Annotated in this window: 19 protein-coding genes; 9 read left to right on the top strand and 10 right to left on the bottom strand. The window is 69.9% G+C overall.

Going from position 1 to position 15,841, the window contains the following annotated elements:
- Positions 1 to 67: 67 nt before the first annotated feature.
- A complete protein-coding gene (locus ACZ6DL_RS27315) occupies positions 68 to 484 on the bottom strand; it encodes an STAS domain-containing protein (RefSeq protein ID WP_466055339.1) in 417 nt (138 codons plus the stop codon).
- A gap of 392 nt (positions 485 to 876) precedes the next feature.
- Here ACZ6DL_RS27315 and ACZ6DL_RS27310 point away from each other — a divergent pair, with 392 nt between their 5' ends.
- Positions 877 to 2,088, top strand: a complete 1,212-nt coding sequence (locus ACZ6DL_RS27310) for a glycosyltransferase (protein ID WP_466055337.1) — start codon at positions 877 to 879, stop codon at positions 2,086 to 2,088.
- Between the two features lie 16 nt (positions 2,089 to 2,104).
- Here ACZ6DL_RS27310 and ACZ6DL_RS27305 read toward each other — a convergent pair whose 3' ends face one another.
- On the bottom strand, positions 2,105 to 2,617 hold the full coding sequence (locus tag ACZ6DL_RS27305) for a DUF6328 family protein (protein WP_466055335.1): 513 nt from the start codon (positions 2,615 to 2,617) through the stop codon (positions 2,105 to 2,107).
- On the bottom strand, positions 2,604 to 3,029 hold the full coding sequence (locus ACZ6DL_RS27300; RefSeq protein WP_466055333.1) for a ChaB family protein: 426 nt from the start codon (positions 3,027 to 3,029) through the stop codon (positions 2,604 to 2,606). Before ACZ6DL_RS27300 ends, ACZ6DL_RS27305 begins: the two co-directional genes overlap by 14 nt.
- A 141-nt stretch (positions 3,030 to 3,170) precedes the next feature.
- On the opposite strand from ACZ6DL_RS27300, the gene ACZ6DL_RS27295 reads away from it, so the two are divergent.
- Genes ACZ6DL_RS27295 through ACZ6DL_RS27285 form a run of 3 tightly spaced genes read left to right on the top strand, consistent with a single transcriptional unit; the run spans position 3,171 to position 4,729 of the window.
- A complete protein-coding gene (locus ACZ6DL_RS27295; RefSeq protein WP_357030856.1) occupies positions 3,171 to 3,734 on the top strand; it encodes a nucleotidyltransferase in 564 nt (187 codons plus the stop codon).
- On the top strand, positions 3,735 to 4,004 hold the full coding sequence (locus ACZ6DL_RS27290; protein WP_062969109.1) for a BON domain-containing protein: 270 nt from the start codon (positions 3,735 to 3,737) through the stop codon (positions 4,002 to 4,004).
- A 5-nt stretch (positions 4,005 to 4,009) separates the two neighbouring features.
- Positions 4,010 to 4,729, top strand: a complete 720-nt coding sequence (locus ACZ6DL_RS27285) for a metallophosphoesterase family protein (protein ID WP_466055330.1) — start codon at positions 4,010 to 4,012, stop codon at positions 4,727 to 4,729.
- Positions 4,730 to 4,742: 13 nt separating this feature from the next.
- Here the strand turns inward: ACZ6DL_RS27285 and ACZ6DL_RS27280 are convergent, their stop codons facing one another.
- On the bottom strand, positions 4,743 to 5,162 hold the full coding sequence (locus ACZ6DL_RS27280; RefSeq protein ID WP_466055328.1) for a CBS domain-containing protein: 420 nt from the start codon (positions 5,160 to 5,162) through the stop codon (positions 4,743 to 4,745).
- Positions 5,163 to 5,358: 196 nt separating this feature from the next.
- Between ACZ6DL_RS27280 and ACZ6DL_RS27275 the strand changes: the two genes are divergently transcribed.
- The 5 genes from ACZ6DL_RS27275 to ACZ6DL_RS27255 all read left to right on the top strand — a co-directional run bounded on the left by ACZ6DL_RS27275 (position 5,359) and on the right by ACZ6DL_RS27255 (position 9,357).
- The gene (locus ACZ6DL_RS27275) at positions 5,359 to 5,700 is read left to right on the top strand and encodes a hypothetical protein (protein ID WP_466055326.1); all 342 of its coding nucleotides are present in this window, start codon (positions 5,359 to 5,361) and stop codon (positions 5,698 to 5,700) included.
- A gap of 86 nt (positions 5,701 to 5,786) precedes the next feature.
- Complete coding sequence (locus tag ACZ6DL_RS27270; RefSeq protein ID WP_357030869.1) at positions 5,787 to 6,245, top strand: hypothetical protein; 459 nt, start codon at positions 5,787 to 5,789, stop codon at positions 6,243 to 6,245.
- Positions 6,242 to 6,559 (top strand): hypothetical protein, encoded by a 318-nt coding sequence (locus ACZ6DL_RS27265; protein ID WP_062969099.1) that lies wholly within the window; start codon positions 6,242 to 6,244, stop codon positions 6,557 to 6,559. Before ACZ6DL_RS27270 ends, ACZ6DL_RS27265 begins: the two co-directional genes overlap by 4 nt.
- Before the next feature lie 304 nt (positions 6,560 to 6,863).
- The gene (locus ACZ6DL_RS27260) at positions 6,864 to 7,799 is read left to right on the top strand and encodes a glycosyltransferase family 9 protein (protein WP_466055325.1); all 936 of its coding nucleotides are present in this window, start codon (positions 6,864 to 6,866) and stop codon (positions 7,797 to 7,799) included.
- Positions 7,800 to 7,851: 52 nt separating this feature from the next.
- Positions 7,852 to 9,357, top strand: coding sequence for an FAD-dependent oxidoreductase (locus ACZ6DL_RS27255; RefSeq protein WP_466055323.1), 1,506 nt, complete (start codon positions 7,852 to 7,854; stop codon positions 9,355 to 9,357).
- A 37-nt stretch (positions 9,358 to 9,394) separates the two neighbouring features.
- Here ACZ6DL_RS27255 and ACZ6DL_RS27250 read toward each other — a convergent pair whose 3' ends face one another.
- The 6 genes from ACZ6DL_RS27250 to ACZ6DL_RS27225 form a co-directional block, all read right to left on the bottom strand.
- Positions 9,395 to 9,922 carry an AAA family ATPase gene (locus ACZ6DL_RS27250; RefSeq protein WP_466055321.1) on the bottom strand — a complete coding sequence of 176 codons (528 nt, stop codon included), beginning with the start codon at positions 9,920 to 9,922 and terminating at the stop codon, positions 9,395 to 9,397.
- A gap of 53 nt (positions 9,923 to 9,975) precedes the next feature.
- The gene (locus ACZ6DL_RS27245) at positions 9,976 to 10,836 is read right to left on the bottom strand and encodes an SDR family oxidoreductase (protein ID WP_466055319.1); all 861 of its coding nucleotides are present in this window, start codon (positions 10,834 to 10,836) and stop codon (positions 9,976 to 9,978) included.
- Between the two features lie 35 nt (positions 10,837 to 10,871).
- A complete protein-coding gene (locus ACZ6DL_RS27240; RefSeq protein ID WP_466055317.1) occupies positions 10,872 to 11,909 on the bottom strand; it encodes a PP2C family protein-serine/threonine phosphatase in 1,038 nt (345 codons plus the stop codon).
- A 287-nt stretch (positions 11,910 to 12,196) separates the two neighbouring features.
- Positions 12,197 to 13,234: an AraC family transcriptional regulator gene (locus tag ACZ6DL_RS27235; protein WP_466055316.1), complete on the bottom strand. Its 1,038-nt coding sequence runs from the start codon at positions 13,232 to 13,234 to the stop codon at positions 12,197 to 12,199.
- Positions 13,235 to 13,391: 157 nt separating this feature from the next.
- Positions 13,392 to 14,036: a pentapeptide repeat-containing protein gene (locus ACZ6DL_RS27230; protein ID WP_466055314.1), complete on the bottom strand. Its 645-nt coding sequence runs from the start codon at positions 14,034 to 14,036 to the stop codon at positions 13,392 to 13,394.
- Between the two features lie 132 nt (positions 14,037 to 14,168).
- Complete coding sequence (locus ACZ6DL_RS27225) at positions 14,169 to 15,791, bottom strand: carboxylesterase/lipase family protein (protein WP_466055312.1); 1,623 nt, start codon at positions 15,789 to 15,791, stop codon at positions 14,169 to 14,171.
- Positions 15,792 to 15,841 lie beyond the last annotated feature (50 nt).

Here is a 15,841-nt window from a genome sequence, read left to right as displayed (position 1 = left end):
CGGTGCGCCCGGTGTGACCGGATCGGGGGGTCACACCGCGAGCGCTGGCTTCGAGACGGCCTTCGGCTCAGGCGTCCAATGCGGTCCGCATGGACGAGTAGCGGGGGAACAGCGATCGCACGCCGGTCACCTCGAGTGCCCGCTCCACCCCCGGTCCGCCCGCGACGATCCGCAGATCCGGACGACCACCCACCGCGTCCCCGCGCAGCGCGCCGAGCCGCACGGCCGCACGCAGGCTCAAAAACCTCGCCGCGCGCAGGTCGATCACCACCGCATCGCACGGTGACTGCAAGGCCCGGTCGACCGTCTCGAAGAACTCGGCCGACACGGCGGCGTCCAACTCGCCTTCGACTCGGACCACCACGCATTCGCGGCGGCGATCCACCCGCTGTGCCCACATCCGGTTGTCCCGACGACGTCCCGGTCCCGAACCATTGAGATGCACGCCCTCGGCATGCTCTCGTAGCAGAGAAATGGCAGACAAGTCGAACCTCCCGTGTAGGGGGTTTCCAGTCCTTCGCAGCGGCCGGGACGAGGGCGGCGCGAGCGCGAATCGGTTGCCGTGCCGTCCCATCGACCGGCTGCGCCGAATGCGTCGAACCGGGGTCGGCTGTGATCTCAACCTTTCTACAGTGTGGCACGGTCGACACGTTCCCGACAGCGTTCGGTAGGAGAACGTGACCCGTCGGCGGCGGGCCCGGGATCACGGAAAACCGACCGTTCGGCTCGCGATCTACCCGTTGACGTGGGGTTTCATCGGCCCGCGTCCGGGCATATCCCCGACATATTCCCGAACGTCACGCGATGCCGGTCGTAGGGCAAGCGCGCGGATGAGCGCGTCCGCACGGCGCCCCGCGACGAGAACGGAGCAACCCGGTGAAGATTGCCATGGTTTCCGAAGACGCCAGCCCCCTCGCCGAAGGGAGCCCTGCCGATGGGGGCGGCCGCGGTGCGTACGTCGCCGAATTGTCGGCGGCCTACGCGCGCCGCGGGCATGAGGTGACGGTCTATACCCGGCGCATCGGTCCGCGCGCCCCCGCCGAGCTGCTCACCGAGGGCGGCTATCGCGTGGTGCACGTCGCGGCCGGACCGCCCACCCCGCTGCCGAGCGATCGGACCTTGCCGTACCTCGGGGATTTCGGCACGGTCCTGCGGCGGCACTGGGCCGCCGAACGACCGGATATCGTGCACGCGCACTACTGGAAATCGGGACTCGCCGCCGAGCTGGCCTCGCGCGCCCACGGCATCCCGGTGGTGCTGACCTTCCACGGCCTGGGCACCGTGCAGCGGCGCTGCGAAGGGCTCGCCGACCCGAGCCCGCGCTCGCGCATCCGGTTCGAGCGGCTCATCGCGACGCGGGCCGCGCACGTGGTGGCCACCTGCTCCGACGAGGTCGCGGAGCTGGCCCGGATGGGCGTGCCGCGGTTCCGGACCACGATCGTGCCGCACGGCGTCGACCTCACCGCGTTCACCCCGGAGGGCGCGGCCGCAGATCGGCACGCCACCCACCGATTGCTCGCGTCCGGAGAGTTGGTGCGGCGCAGCGGATTCGACCCGGTCATCCGAGCGCTGGCGGACCTCCCGGATACCGAACTGGTGATCGTGGGAGCCCCGGACGCCGACGACGAAGACGACGCCGAAGGTCGCCGGCTGCGCCGCCTCGCCTCGGATCACGGTGTGCGCGAGCGTCTCCGGTTGGCCGGAGCGGTGACGCGGCCGACGTTGCCGCGGCTGTACCGCTCCGCGGACGTGGTGCTCTGCACGCCCTGGTACGAGCCGTTCGGCCGGGTGGCCCTGGAAGCGATGGCCTGCGGCAAGCCGGTGATCGCCACGCCCGTCGGCGGTCTGCTCGACACGGTGGTCGACGGCGTCACCGGACGCTTCGTCGCTCCGCCCGAACCCGACGCGATCGTCCGGGCCGTGCGCCCCCTGCTCGAGGACGCGACACTCCGCGAAACCTGGGGCGCCGCAGGGTATCAGCGGGCCGCGAGCCGGAATTCCTGGGATCGGGTCGCGACCGAGACGCTCAGCGCCTATCACCGAGGTGCCCCCGCCCACGCGGGAGAAGTCGTCTCGTGGGCCCGCTGACTCGCGAGTATTCGTGTCAGGAGTGGTCGGCGCGGACATCCTCGGAGCCGCTGCGCCAGCGCCATGGCGCGACGAGCCATGTCATCACGAACAACGCGACGGAGACGACGCCGGTCGCCACTGCCGCTGCCGTCCCCGTCACGTAGTCGACGACGAGGATCACCGCGCCGATCAACGCGAGACCCAGCAGTGCGACGCCCGCCATCGCGCAGCGGTGCGCCGCCGCGACGACATTGCCCAGGCGGTGGCGGCGGAACAGGATGCGGTGCCAGGACACCGGGGCGATCAAGAACACCGTGGCCCCCAGAACGGCGGCCAAGGTGGCCATATAGAGCGCTCGCATACCCGGTGACAGCGTGCCGAACGACGCCTGGAACGGCAGGACCAGCAACGCCCCGAAGAGGAACTGCACACCGGTCTGCACGACACGCAACTCCTGGATCAGGCTGCCCCAGTTCCGGTCCAGTCGTTCGAGTTCGGTCTCGCCACGGGCGCGGCGCGCCCAGGCGTCGTCCTCATCCTCGGGCACGCGCGGACTCCCGGCGATTGCGCTTCTTGATCGCCTCGACGAGTTCGTCCTTGGTCATCCGCGAGCGACCGGAGATGTCCAGTCGCCGGGCGATGCCGAGCAGGTGCTCCTTGGACGCGTTGGCATCGACGCCTTCGGCGGTCTCGCCCCGCGCGTCCGGGCCGCCCTGTTCGGCGCGCTCGTCGGAGGGACCGCGGCGAGCCTTGGGCTCCCAGTGATCGCCGACTTTCTCGTAGCTGTGCTTCAACGCGGCGTAGCCGACGCGGTAGGCGCGCTGCTCGTCGCCGTCGTACTGTTCCAGCGCGGCGTCGTGCGCCTCGGCGAAGGTGCGCTGCGCCTTCTCCTCCGAGCGCTGCAGCGTGCTCGGCAACTCCGACTGCTCGACGTCGCCGCGTGCTGTCGTCTTGGGCATATATCGCTCCTCTCCCGTCCCGAGGCCGTGGTCCGGAGTAGTGCGAAAGCCCGGTGCGCCGCCGCGCGGACCCTCCGGATATCCGGACGCATACCCGGTGAAACGCCGATTAACCCGGGGTCTGCCGGGTACCACCGCTGCATGGCCGTTACCACCGATCAGCTGCTGCATGCGCTCACCCGCACGGTGAACGCGTTGGCGGCGACAGATATCCGATTCGCGGTGGCGGGCGGCTGCGCGGTCTATGCCCGTGGCGGCCCCACCTCCCAGCACGACGTCGACATCTTCGTCAAACCGGAGGACAGTGGGCGAGCGATCCACACGCTGGCCCGCGCGGGCCTGCGGGTGTGCGACCCGCCGGAGAACTGGCTGCGCAAGGTCTACGCCGACGACATCCTCGTCGATGTGATCCACCGTCCGAACGATCGTGACGTGACCGACGAGCTGCTCGACCGGGCCACCGAGATGCGGATCGGGCCCGCGAAGGCCCCGGTGATCAGCGGCACCGACCTGATGGTGGACAAGATGCTCGTCTTCGACGCACACCGCCTGGATCTCAGCCCGATTCTGCACATCGCGCGGGACCTGCGGGAACAGGTGGACTGGGAGGCGGTGCGCGAACAGACCAAGGCCTCGCCCTACGCGCGGGCCTTCATGGGCCTGCTCGACGATCTCGGCATCACTCGCACCGGAAAGGTGGAATAGATGGAGCAGCCGCAATACCTGGTCGCACGGTTGCGCCGGGCGCTGGCCGAGGATCCCCGCACCGCCGAGCTCGGCGTGCAGGTGACCATCCGTGGCGACGTCGTGGTGCTGTGCGGCGAGGTGAGCAGCGAGAACTGCAAACAACAGATGGAAACCGTCGTGCACGAGCAGCTTCCGCACGCGCGGATCCACAACGACGTCCATGTCAACCGTCCCACGGCACCCGTCGAGACCGAGACGCTGGAGCCGGACGGACCCGAAAGGAGTTGAGCCGCATGCGGATAGCCGCCGTCGGTGATGTACATCTCGGCGTGGATTCGCGCGGGCAATGGCGGCCCGCCCTGGACGGCCTCTCCGAGCGAGCCGATGTGCTCCTGCTGGCGGGCGACCTGACCCGCCACGGCACCGCCGACGAAGGCCGGGTCGTCGCGGCGGAGTTCGCCGACCTGGGCCTGCCGGTCGTGGCCGTCCTGGGCAATCACGACTATCACGGCGACGCCGAAGGCGAGATCGCGTCCGTGCTGACCGACCACGGCATCACCGTTCTGGAAGGAACCTCGGTGACGTTGGACGTGGACGGGCGCACGCTGGGAGTCGCGGGCACGAAAGGTTTCGGCGGCGGGTTCGCGGGCAAGTGCGCGAGCGTCTTCGGCGAACCTTTGATGCGCGAATTCGCCGCGCACACCGTGGACGTGGCCGCCGCGCTCGGCGAAGCACTCGCCGCGCTGCGCACCGATATCACCGTCGCGCTCACGCACTACTCCCCGATCAGCGACACGCTGCACGGCGAACCGAGGGAGATCTATCCGTTCCTCGGTTCCTACCTGCTCGGTGAGGCGATCGACGAACACGGCGCCGACCTGGCATTGCACGGTCACGCGCACGCCGGGACCGAGCGCGGCACCACTCCGGGCGGCATCCGGGTGCGCAATGTCGCCCAGCCGGTGATCCGAGCGGCGTACGCGATCTACGACATGCACCCGGCCACGGTCTGAGGAAACGCCGAATTCAGAAGTCGGTCGAGATCGCCTCCACCGTGCTGCCCGATTGGGTGTTGTCGACGGCGGTGGCGACGTCGGCCTGCGCGATGATGCCGACCAGCCGGCCCTGCTCCAGCACCGGTACGCGGCGTACCTGATGCTGCGACATGACCGACATGACCTTGCGCACGTCGTCGTCGGCTTCGACGGTGATCAACTCCCCGCCTGCGAGCTCGCCCGCGTCGACGCCGAGCGGGTCCTTGCGCTGAGCGATCACTTTGACGACGATGTCGCGGTCGGTGAGCATTCCCTTCAGCTTGTCGTCCTCGCCGCAGATCGGCAAGGCGCCGACATTCAACTCCGCCATGCGCTGCGCGGCGGCGACCACGGTGTCGCTGGACCGGACGCATTCCACATTCGCGGTCATGATGTCCCGTGCTGTTGTCATCGGTATCCCTCCTGGGACTTTCTTACCGGTAAGAGCGGCCCGAACCGGGCGGCTCGCTGAGGTCGTACCCCCGTTTCGGATCCGCTAACGCGGGCATCCGACCGGTACGGCCGCTCCGGACGGGCCCGGCTCGAACGCTCGAGCCGCGGGCCGCCCCTGCACCGAAGACGTTGCCGCTCAGCAGAAAGGACATCCGATGCTGCCAGCACCGAACGAGCCGAACGCGGGATCCGGCGCCGGAGAGCAGCACGCACCCCGGACCCACACGTTCCCGGACGACACCCGCACCAACCGCACACACGCCGGAGAATCCATCGAGGACGCCCGTAACTGGCCCGGCATCATCCTGGTCGCGGTAGGCATCGTGGCCATGGCGCTCACGCTCACCGCCGCCGGGTACGGGTTCGCGGGGTGGGCGGTGATCGCGGGTGTCGTCTGCGGCGTCTGCATCATCGCGGGCGTCCTCGTGATCATCGCCGAGCATCGCCGGATCAAGGCGGGAGAAGGCAAGCGGCTGCGGGACGCCGCCGGGCACTGATCGCGAGTCCGCCCGCTCGGCTGAGGCCGTGCGGCCGCCCCGTGACGCCGCCCGGAGAAACGCGGCTTCGACAACCAGGAGAAAGAATGACAAACCAGCCCAACCGGCCCTTGGGCCGCTTCGCGCTGCTCATGGGCGCGCTGGCGGCGGGCTCGGTGCTCACGGCGTGTTCGGCCGACGACGGCGATCCGGCCGCGGACACGCCCGCACCCGCGACCGTCTCGATCACCATGCCGGGGCCGTCCAGCTCGCAGGTACCGAATACCGACGAGATCACTCCCGCGGCGGCCGAGCAGCTGTGCGACATGATGCGCGCCGACATCGACACCTGGCGTGGCCAGGGCGCGACGGTCGCCAAAGTGACGTTCAACGGCACCGTGCACAACTGGGCCGCCCGCAACGGCGGTCTCAACGACGTGGTCGTCACCGACCGGGGCACGATCGACACCATCACCACGCAGAATTGCCCCGATGTCCGCGAGCAGGCGGTGCAGGCGCTGAACGTGCCGGACCTGGCCTCGGCTCTGGCAGGATTCGGCCGATGAGCGCCGCGGGCCGCATGGGAATCGCCGCGCTCGCCGCGCTGGCACTCTGCGCGGGCGGATGCGGCGACGAGCCGAAGAAGATCGTGAACAAGGGCGGTGACACGCCGTGCAACGAATTCGTCGCCCAGGATGACGACAAGCAGCGCATCACCACCGAGAAGTTCCTCGAGCAGGAACGCGAGGGCGATGGCACGCCCGACGCCAGGACCGTCGATGCCTCGATCGCGGCGATCAAGCTGATGTGCGCGGCACAGGCCAATCCGGATACTCCGATCCGCAAGGCCGATCTCACCGGCATCTTCGTGCCGAAATAGCGAGGGTTTCGAATCAGGCGGAACGGGCATCTTCGGATGTAGCAAGGACTGCTCGTCCGATTTACGAATGCCGCTCCCGCCGTGGGTGTCCAGGCGCCGAACCCCCTCGGGAGCACCGCCGTCATCCGTGCGTTTCCCTCGACAACGGCGTCGAGGACCGCACCACGGCGGCGGGCTTCGAGCCCCGTTTCGCGGCATTCTCGCGAACGACTCGAAGCTATGTGGCACACCCGCCCCGGGCCGCCGACGATGTCGGCCCGGGCGGCGGGGCCGTGCCCTCGGCGCCGAAGTGGAGGCTTTTTCCGTGACTGTATTGCTCGCGCTGCGCGCGCACGGGCTGCGGGAGCTGCTGACCGCGGTTCCCGCGCTGCGCGCCTTGCACGACGTCCGTCCGCGCCACCGGCTCGTACTCGCCGCGCCGGGATGGCTGCGTCCCGTCGTAGAACTGGCCGATTGCGTCGACGAACTCCATGCGACTCCGATGGCGGGTGGACTGCGCTGGAACGCTCCGCCGCCGGCCTTCGCGGTCAATCTGCACGACGCCGGGGCCGACAGCATACGCGCGCTGCTGGCGACCGATCCCGAACAGACGATCACCTTCCGCCACAAAGACTTTCCGCAGTTGCCAGGTGCGCTGTGCGAGCCGGGCCTGCACGAGACCGTGCGGTGGTGCCGTCTGCTGGAATGGGCGGGTATCGCGGCCGATCCGGCGCGGCTGGACCTCACACCGCCGCCGGAGAGCACGGGTGAGCGCCGCTGGATCGTCGTCTATCCGGGCGGGGCGCCTGCTCGGCGCTGGCCCGCCGAGCGGTTCGCGACGGTGGCGGCCGGCCTGCGTGAATGGGGGTATCCGGTGCGGATCGTCGGCAGCGCGGCCGACCGTCCGCTCGCGCGCGGCGTGGCCGAAGCGGCCGGATTGCCCGAAGACAGCGTGCTGGCAGGCGAACTCACGCTGCGGCAACTGGCCGTCACGGTGGCCGACGCCGCCCTCGTGCTCAGCGGCGACACCGGTGTGGGGCATCTGGCCACGGCGTTCGGCACCCCGTCGGTGCTCGTCTTCGGCCCCGATTCGCCCGCGGTGTGGGGACCGCCCCCGGAACGGATGGCCCATGTCGCCTTGTGGGCCGGACACGTCGGCGATCCCCGGTCGGACGCGCCTGCGCCCGGGTTGGCGATGATCAGCGCCGCCGAGGTGCTCGCCGCGGCGGATCGGCAGCTCAGCGGTCAGGTCCGGGTGTGACGAGGAAGCGACGCGGGCGTTTCAGGCCGCCGAGACCGGCTATCTCGGGCTTATGACGTCCCTATGGTTGCACGGCGCGCAGGTTCCGGCGCGGTTGCGGTTGACGCCGGGATCGCACTTCGACACGGTGGTGATCGGCGGCGGGCTCACCGGACTGGTGACAGCACTGCTGCTGGTCGAGAACGGCGTCGAGGTGGCCGTGGTCGAAGGCAAGCGCGTCGGTGCGGGAACGACCGGCGCGACCACCGGGAAGGTCAGCCTGCTCCAGGGGACCCGTGCCCAGCAGATCGCCAAGCACCACTCCGATGACGTCCTGCGCGACTACGTGGCGGCCAATCGCGAAGGCCAGGAATGGCTGCTGCGTTTCTGCGCCGCCCATGACGTCACCGTCGAGCGGGCCGCGGCGTTGACCTACGCGCAGACCGACGACGAGATGTCCGCCGTGCGAACGGAATACGCCGCGACGCAGAAGGCCGGCCTGCCCACCGAACTACTCTTCGAGCTGGATGCCCCCTTCCCGGCGCACGGCGCGGTCCGCCTCGCCGATCAGGCACAACTCGACCCGATGGCGCTGCTGGCGGCCCTCGCGGCCGACGTGGAATCACACGGCGCGCCGATCTACGAATCCACCTCGGTTCGCGGCGTGCACCACGGCGGCCGCGGCGACCTCGTCGTCTCGACCGAGCACGGTGACCTCGGCGCACGCCGGGTGGTGCTGGCCACGGGGACGCCGATCCTCGATCGCGGCGGGTTCTTCGCCCGTCTGACTCCGCAGCGCTCCTACCTGACGGCCCTCCGCCTGGACCGGCCCGCTCCGCGCGACATGTACATCAGCGCGGGCAGCCCGACCAGGTCCCTGCGTCGCGCGCAGGGACCGGACGGTGAGCTCCTGCTGGTCGGCGGCAACGGCCATGTCGTCGGCCGCGGCGGATCGACCCGCGAGAAAGTGGAGGATCTGGTGAGCTGGGCGCGAACCTGGTTCCCCGGCGCCGAACCGACGCACCGATGGTCCGCTCAGGACTACTCCCCCATCGGTGAACTTCCCTACGTGGGTCCGGTGCTGCCCGGCCAGAACGACATACAGCTGGCCACCGGCTACGCCAAATGGGGTCTGACCAATGGTGTGGCCGCGGCCATCGCGCTGGCCGGACGGCTCACCGGCACGCCGCCCCGGTGGGCGGGCGCCCTGGCGAGCTGGCGCCCGGACGAACTCAAGGCGCTACCGGCGGCCACGAAGATCAACAGTGCTGTGGCGCAGAAACTCTCCGCGGGCTGGCTGCGGGTCGCGACCCACCACGACGGTGCCGCTCCGGACGAAGGCTGCGGCACGGTACTGCGCGAGGGCCTGCACCCGACCGCCGTGTGCACGGTGGACGGCGTCACCAACCGGGTCTCGGCGGTGTGCCCGCACCTGTACGGCATCGTCAACTGGAACGACGCCGAACGCACCTGGGACTGCCCGCTGCACGGGTCGCGTTTCGCCGCGGACGGCACGCTGATCGAAGGACCGGCCACCAGTTCGCTCACTCCCCTGCACGTGCCGCGGGACACCCCCTGAGCGGACGGTCCGCCGGATCCGGATCGAACGCCCCGCGTCAGTCCGTCAGCGGCCTGGCCTCGGTCAGGATTCGGCCGACCGTCTGCTCGACCGTCGACTCCGAGGTGTCCAGCCAGAGTCCGATCCGGGGCGTGCTCTCGCGCAGCAGCGTGTCCAGCTCCGCCACGGTGAATTCGTCGTAGGCGACCTTGCCCCGCCCGGCCTCCCGCGCGGCGACCACCTCCCGGCGCGGCGCGAGCACCACGACATAGAGCGGGCGCGTGACGATGAGATCCGCCAGCCAGGGCAGGAAGTCGCCGAGCACGACGTCTTGCAGCACGGTCGTGAACCCGGATTCGGCATAGGCGTCGGCGGTCGCGGCGGCGAGGCGGTAGCGCAACCGCAGCTGGGCCAGCGCCTCGGGCGATGGATCGGCGCTCATCTCCACCCGCCCGCGCACGACGAAACGGCGGAACACGTCCCCTCGCACGTGCGCCGAGCGCGGCAGCCGTTCGGCCAATGCCTGGGCCACGGTGGATTTGCCCGACGCCTGGATCCCGGTGATCAGATAGACAGCCGATGTCATGACGACGATCATGGCGAATCCCGGCTCGACCGTCGGCGGGCGCCCTGCCGTGTTCAGTTGGCGGCTGCGCCTGCCTTCTGTGCGACATAGCGGTTCATCGCCCAGTTCAACCCGCGCATCGCGACGTTGTATCCGGGCGGGAAATAGCGCTGCGCCCAGAAGCCCACCCGGATGTCGGGTGAGGTGAAGACCAGGTAGCGGTTGCGCTCGACGCCGCGCACGATCGACCGCGCCGCCGCTTCCGGCGTCACCGCGTGCCGCATGAACAGCGCCATTCCTCGCTGCACCGCTTCGGCCGTGCGATCGACGCCCGCGATATCGACGTTGTCCACCATGGGTGTCGCCATCGCACCCGGACACACCAGGCTCACGCCGATGCGGTGGCGCGCCAAGTCGAAGCGCAGCACCTCCGACACCCCGCGCAGGCCGAACTTGCTCGCGCTGTACGGCGCATGCCAGGGCAGGCCGAACAGCCCCGCCGCCGACGACACGTTCACCAGGTGGCCGCCGCGCCTGGTCGCGATCATCGGTGGGACGAACGCTTCGATCACGTGGATCGGGCCCATCAGGTCGATGTCGATGGTGCGCCGCCATTGGCTGTGCGTCAGCCGGTCGACAGTGCCCCAGGTGGCGATGCCCGCCACGTTCATGACGATGTCGACGCTGCCCACCGCGTCGTGCACCCGCGCCGCCAGTGCGACGACCTGGTCGTAGTCACTGACATCGGCCGCCTCGGCCAGGTGCACGGTCGCGCCTGCGGCACGTGCGTCCGCGGCGGTCCGCGCCAGACCCTCCGCGGCGATATCGGTCAGCACGAGCGCGGCGCCCTTGGCCGCCGCCGCCAGCGCCGTGCTGCGACCGAGACCGCTGGCCGCCCCGGTGATCAGGCAGATTTTGCCGGCGAACTTCGTCATAGTGGACGACCATACGCAACCATGAACATCGCTGTCTATGGAACGGACGGACGGCTTCCCCACGGAACAGGCGCCAGCGCGACCGTGATGTTGTCCCCGCCGCCGCAGCGCAACGCGAACTCCGCGAGCGCGCGGGCCGCCGCCGCGGGCGACGCGCCCGCCATCTGCTCGGCCAGCGCGGACGGGGAGGGAGCGTAGTTCCACAGTCCGTCGGAGCACAGCAGCAGCAGGCCGGGCCCCGAGACACGGACCGTCCGTACGCAGTTGTCCGCCCACGGTTCCGGCGGGCTGTCCGCGCCCAGCCAGCGGATCAACGTGTGCGCCCGGGGGTCGGCCATCGCCGCACGCTCGTCCATCGCACCCGCGTCGACCAGCGCCTGGGCCCACGAGTCGTCGACGGTCAACCGTCGGGCCTGCTCGTCGGCCGGTCGGCCGTCTCGGCCGGTCGGCAACCAATAAGCGCGACTGTCACCGACGTTGGCCACGGTGATCTCGGTTTCCTCGCCGCGGTGGGCGACGACGGCGGACACGTAGGTGCACGAGGGCGCGGGGCCGTCGGGAACGTCGACGTCGCGGACCGCCTGCACCGCGGCCGTCAGTCCGGCCATGATCGCCTCTGCCGCGGGCGCTCCGGTGGCGAGCGCGGCGGCGGTGGCGCCGACGCCGGCGCGGACCGCCGCACCCGAAGCCACCTGCGGGCGCGACGAGGTCGACACCCCATCGCTGACCACGATCACGACGGATGCGGCCGCTCCGGGCTCGGCACCTTCGAGCACCCCGGCAGCGACGGCGTCCTCGTTGCGCGCATGGACGATGCCCCGATCGGTGAGCACCGCGACCGCGCCGAGGTCGGCGTCGAAGCGATCCGGCGCCGACCGTGCCCGGCCGCATTGCGCGCAGCGCCCCTCCGCGTCGAAGCGGTCTCCCCCGCACTCGACGCACGGCGTCGGATCCTCACCGGGCAGCGCGACGTACCGGTAACCGAGTTCCAGACCGCATGACGGGCACCGCTTGCTGTCCAATCCGACAGCCGAGCATCCCGCGCAGCGTAGGTCGGCACCGTCATCGCTCATCGGTTCGCTCCCCCGGCCGACGATGCCGCGGATCCGGCATGCTCCGGAAGTCGTTGGCCCAACCGTAACCACAGTGGCTCGTTGCTGGTGCGAACTTCCACACCGTCCTCCTTCATCTCCCCGGCAGGCCGACTCCGATCGCGATAGTACGGGAGCGTCGCGGGCTTCCGTCCCAGTGCTGGAGCGACCGGCCGCTGCCGGGCGGCACGATAGCCGACGGTCTGCCCGCGGCCGCGCGCTGAGGCATGCTCCACCGGATGGCCGGCTCGGCGGGGAGCCGCTGACGCTCAGACCAACTCGAGCGCGCGATGCGGGCGGCCCCGCGAGCGAAACGTCTGCGGAGGACAGCCCTGCCAGCGGCGGAAGGCACGGATGAAGGAGGCCGCCTCCGCGTAGCCGAGCCGTGCGGCGACCTGTTCGGTGGTCATATCGGTGTGTGCGAGCAACACCTCCGACATGGTTCGGCGCACCTCGTCCAGCAGTGCCCGGAACGACGTGCCTTCCTCGTGCAGCCGCCGAGACAGCGTGCGCGAGCTCATATACAGCCCGAGGGCGACCGTCGACTGATCGGGGATCTCACCCGGAGTGCGGACCAGGCGGTCGCGCACCGAAGCCGCGACGCCGGTGCGCGTCCGGTGCCGGTCGAGCAGATCACGGCACAGTTGCCCGCAGTTGTCCCGCGCGGCGTCGTTCGCCGGAGGCAACGGCCGGTCCAGCACACCGCGGTCGAAGACCACCGCGCTCACCGGCGCACCGAATATCGGCGCGACCCCGAAGATGTCGCGATAACGCCTGATGTCGCGCGGAACAGCATGCCGGAAACTGACCTGCCGTACCGGCACACCCGCGGAGAACAGCTCACGATCGAAGGCGGGCAACCCGGCCAGGCTCGCTTCGGCGAAGAATGCCCGCGTCCCGGGCGGAATGTTCGAATCCTCGAATACCAGCCGCGCTTCGCCGCCGGCTTCCTCGACGGTCAATCGCCCGAACGGCACCGTACGACCGACGCAGCACAACCCGACTTCGATCAGCTCGCGCAGTGTCCGGCTGCCCAGCAGCGCGAGCCCCCACGGCCCGCGCGAGCGCAGCCGGCGCCGGACCGCCGCCGCGAGGCCGAGCCCGGGCTCGTCACCGAAGCGACCGAGCACCGCGTGCACTACCCGCAGTTCGTCGTGCGCGGTGATCTCGGCGGCCGGATCGTCCAGCTCGGCGGGCCCCAGCGCCGTACCGGCCAGGCACTCGGCAGGCGCCATGCCCCGCTCACCGGCGATATGGACGAGAGCGCGCACGCCAGCGGCACTGCGAAGAGAATCCGGATCGACCATGGCTCGCATCCTCGATGAAGCGGTACTACGCGGTATCGGCGCAATGTATCAATCGGGTGTCGCGCGCATCGGTGGTTCGCCGAAATGCCGGTGCGCCACCGACTGGCGCACAGTACTTTTCGTCCCCCGAACAGCGGAATCCGGTGCTCGCACGCGCTCAATCCCGCACGGTGATGCCGAGGGAACGCGCGAAAGCGGGCGCCAGGTCGATCAGCTGCAGACTGGTGACCGTCGCCCCGCGCAGGCTGTCGAGCCCCTCGGTGAAGTCGAGGGCGGTCGCGCCGCGCAGATCCACTTTCGCCAGCCGCGTCTTGCGCAACGACAGCCGGACGAGCGCCGAGCCGGGCACCATGACGTCGGTCAGCGCGGCCTCGGCGAAGTCGCAGTCACGCAGCACACAGTCGACGAAGGACACCTCGCGCAAGTGGGCGCCGCGGAAGTTGACCGAGTCGAATTTGCAGCCTTCGAACCGCACCCGCCGCAGGTTCGCTCCCGCGAAATCGGCGCCGGACATCGCGCCCGACACCACCTCCGCGTCCAGCCATCCCGTGTCGGCCAGTTCGGTGCCCACCCAGCGGACGTGACGCAGCCACACATCGGTGAACCGGCTGTAGCGCAGACTCCCCCGGGTGAAGGTCATCGAGGTGAACGCCGACTCGTTGAAACGCGCCTGCCGCACATCGAGATCGTGGAGTTCACCGCCGTCCATCCGGACGCAGTCGTAGTCGCCTTCCGCCTCGAGGTCGCCGTCCGGGACCGTGAGGTACCGCGCGTAGGGCAGGTCGTCGAGTTCGCGCGCCATGCGCTCCTCCAGTTCGTCACGATGATCGGTCGGCGCCGAGTATTCCGGTGACCCACGACAGGTTCGCCGCCGATCCGGCCGGTCGGGCGCTGCCGACCCGAGGGTGCGCTCATTGGGCGACCGAACGTGCCGCTAGCCGATATGGCCGATATCCGACCAGAGGTCACAGTGGTGTTGTCGGGCGAAGGAGTCCGCGACGGTGATGGCATCGCTGCCGAGTTCGAGGGTTCGGGTCGTGTCCGAGGCCGACGACCACGGGGCGAAGGCCGGCGTTTCGGGATTCCCGGTGTGCGCGAACTGGGCCCAGCTCTGCTGGATCCGCTGGGAGAGACGGTCCGCCGCGGGTGGCAGCGGGATGGGCACGCCCAACAATCCGGAGAAGACGTAGGGCACTTCGGCGCCGTGAAAGGCTCCGGGCAGGATCGGGTTGTGCCCCAGGGGCGCCTCGTTGAACTGGTATTGCCACACCTGAGCACCGCCGCGACGGGCGGCTCGGGTCGTGAACAACGCCGGACAGGCGAAGAAACCGTCGGTGATCACGTGCTGCTTGGCCTCGACCGGGCTCAGGAAGGCGGAGACGGGGTATCGCTGCAGCACGCGATCGACGTTGCCGGTGAAGATTTCCCGAGCCCAATCCAGGTAGTCCGCCGAGCCCGGCATGGTGGCGTGAGCGAAGTCGAGCAGCGCGAGGAACGTCGCCCCTTCGTCGGCGTTGCTGCCGACGACGAGCGGAATATCGCGTGCGGCCCCGTCGGCCAAAGCGTTCTCCGGCGAGGTGGTGACGACGACGTCGTCGCGCACCGGGCTCCAGGTGACGGCCATCGTGTGCAGAGTCGTCGTGGGCGAATCCAGCATCCGGTCGGCCGGTAGCGCGCGCAGGCACGCCAGGCGAGTCGCGGCCTCGGCGCAGCCGAGACCGGCGGCGTAGTCGGCCGATCGCTGATAGGCCTGTTCTTTCGAGGCGGGTGCGAGGGGGCTGCGTGCGCAGGAACCGCTTTCGATGATGGCTTTCGCGTAAAGACCGCGGGCCGTCGGTGAGGCCAGTTGCGTGCAGACGCTCATGCCGCCCGCGGATTCGCCGAACAAGGTGAGGTTGTCCGGGTTTCCACCGAAGGCCGCAGCGTTGTCGCGGATCCATCGCAGTGCTGCTTGCTGGTCGAGGGTGCCGTAGGTTCCGGTCATCCCGCCTTCGGCCGCAGCGAGTTCGGGCAGCGCCAGGAAACCGAACGGGCCGAGTCGGTAGTTGGGTATCGCGACGATGACCTGGCCATCGCGCACGAGCCGGGCGGGTGAGTCGTACTGGGCGTTGGAACCGAGGACGAACGCACCACCGTAGAACCACACCATGATCGGAAGTTCGGTTCCGGCAGGATGTTCCGGCACGTAGACGTCGATGGAGAGGCAGTCCTCGCTCGCGGGCTGCACCGCCGGGGTCCACGGCAACGGAGAGGATTGCGGGCATTGCGGGCCGTGCGCGGTGGCCGCGCGAACGCCCGTCCATGACGGCGCGGGCCGCGGCGGCGCGAAACGGTTGACGCCCCCGGTGGAGGCCGCGAACGGGACGCCCAGATACTGGATCACCCCGTCGACGCGCGCACCCCGGATCATCCCACCGGAAACACTCGTAGCCGGACCCTCGTCGGCGCCTGCCGGTCCGGCGGCGGGAAAGCCGACCGCCCCGACGACCAGGACCACGACAACGACCAACCACCGTAGCGGGCGCACACGCTGGGATATCCCGACGTCGACCGGCATGAGAACACTCCTGCACACCTGAGGTCGGCGCCTGACGCATCGCCACACCG

This window comes from Nocardia sp. NPDC041819 (assembly GCF_055590505.1).
Note: the sequence above shows the minus strand (reverse complement) of the source record. Positions and strands in the feature narration are given on the sequence as shown.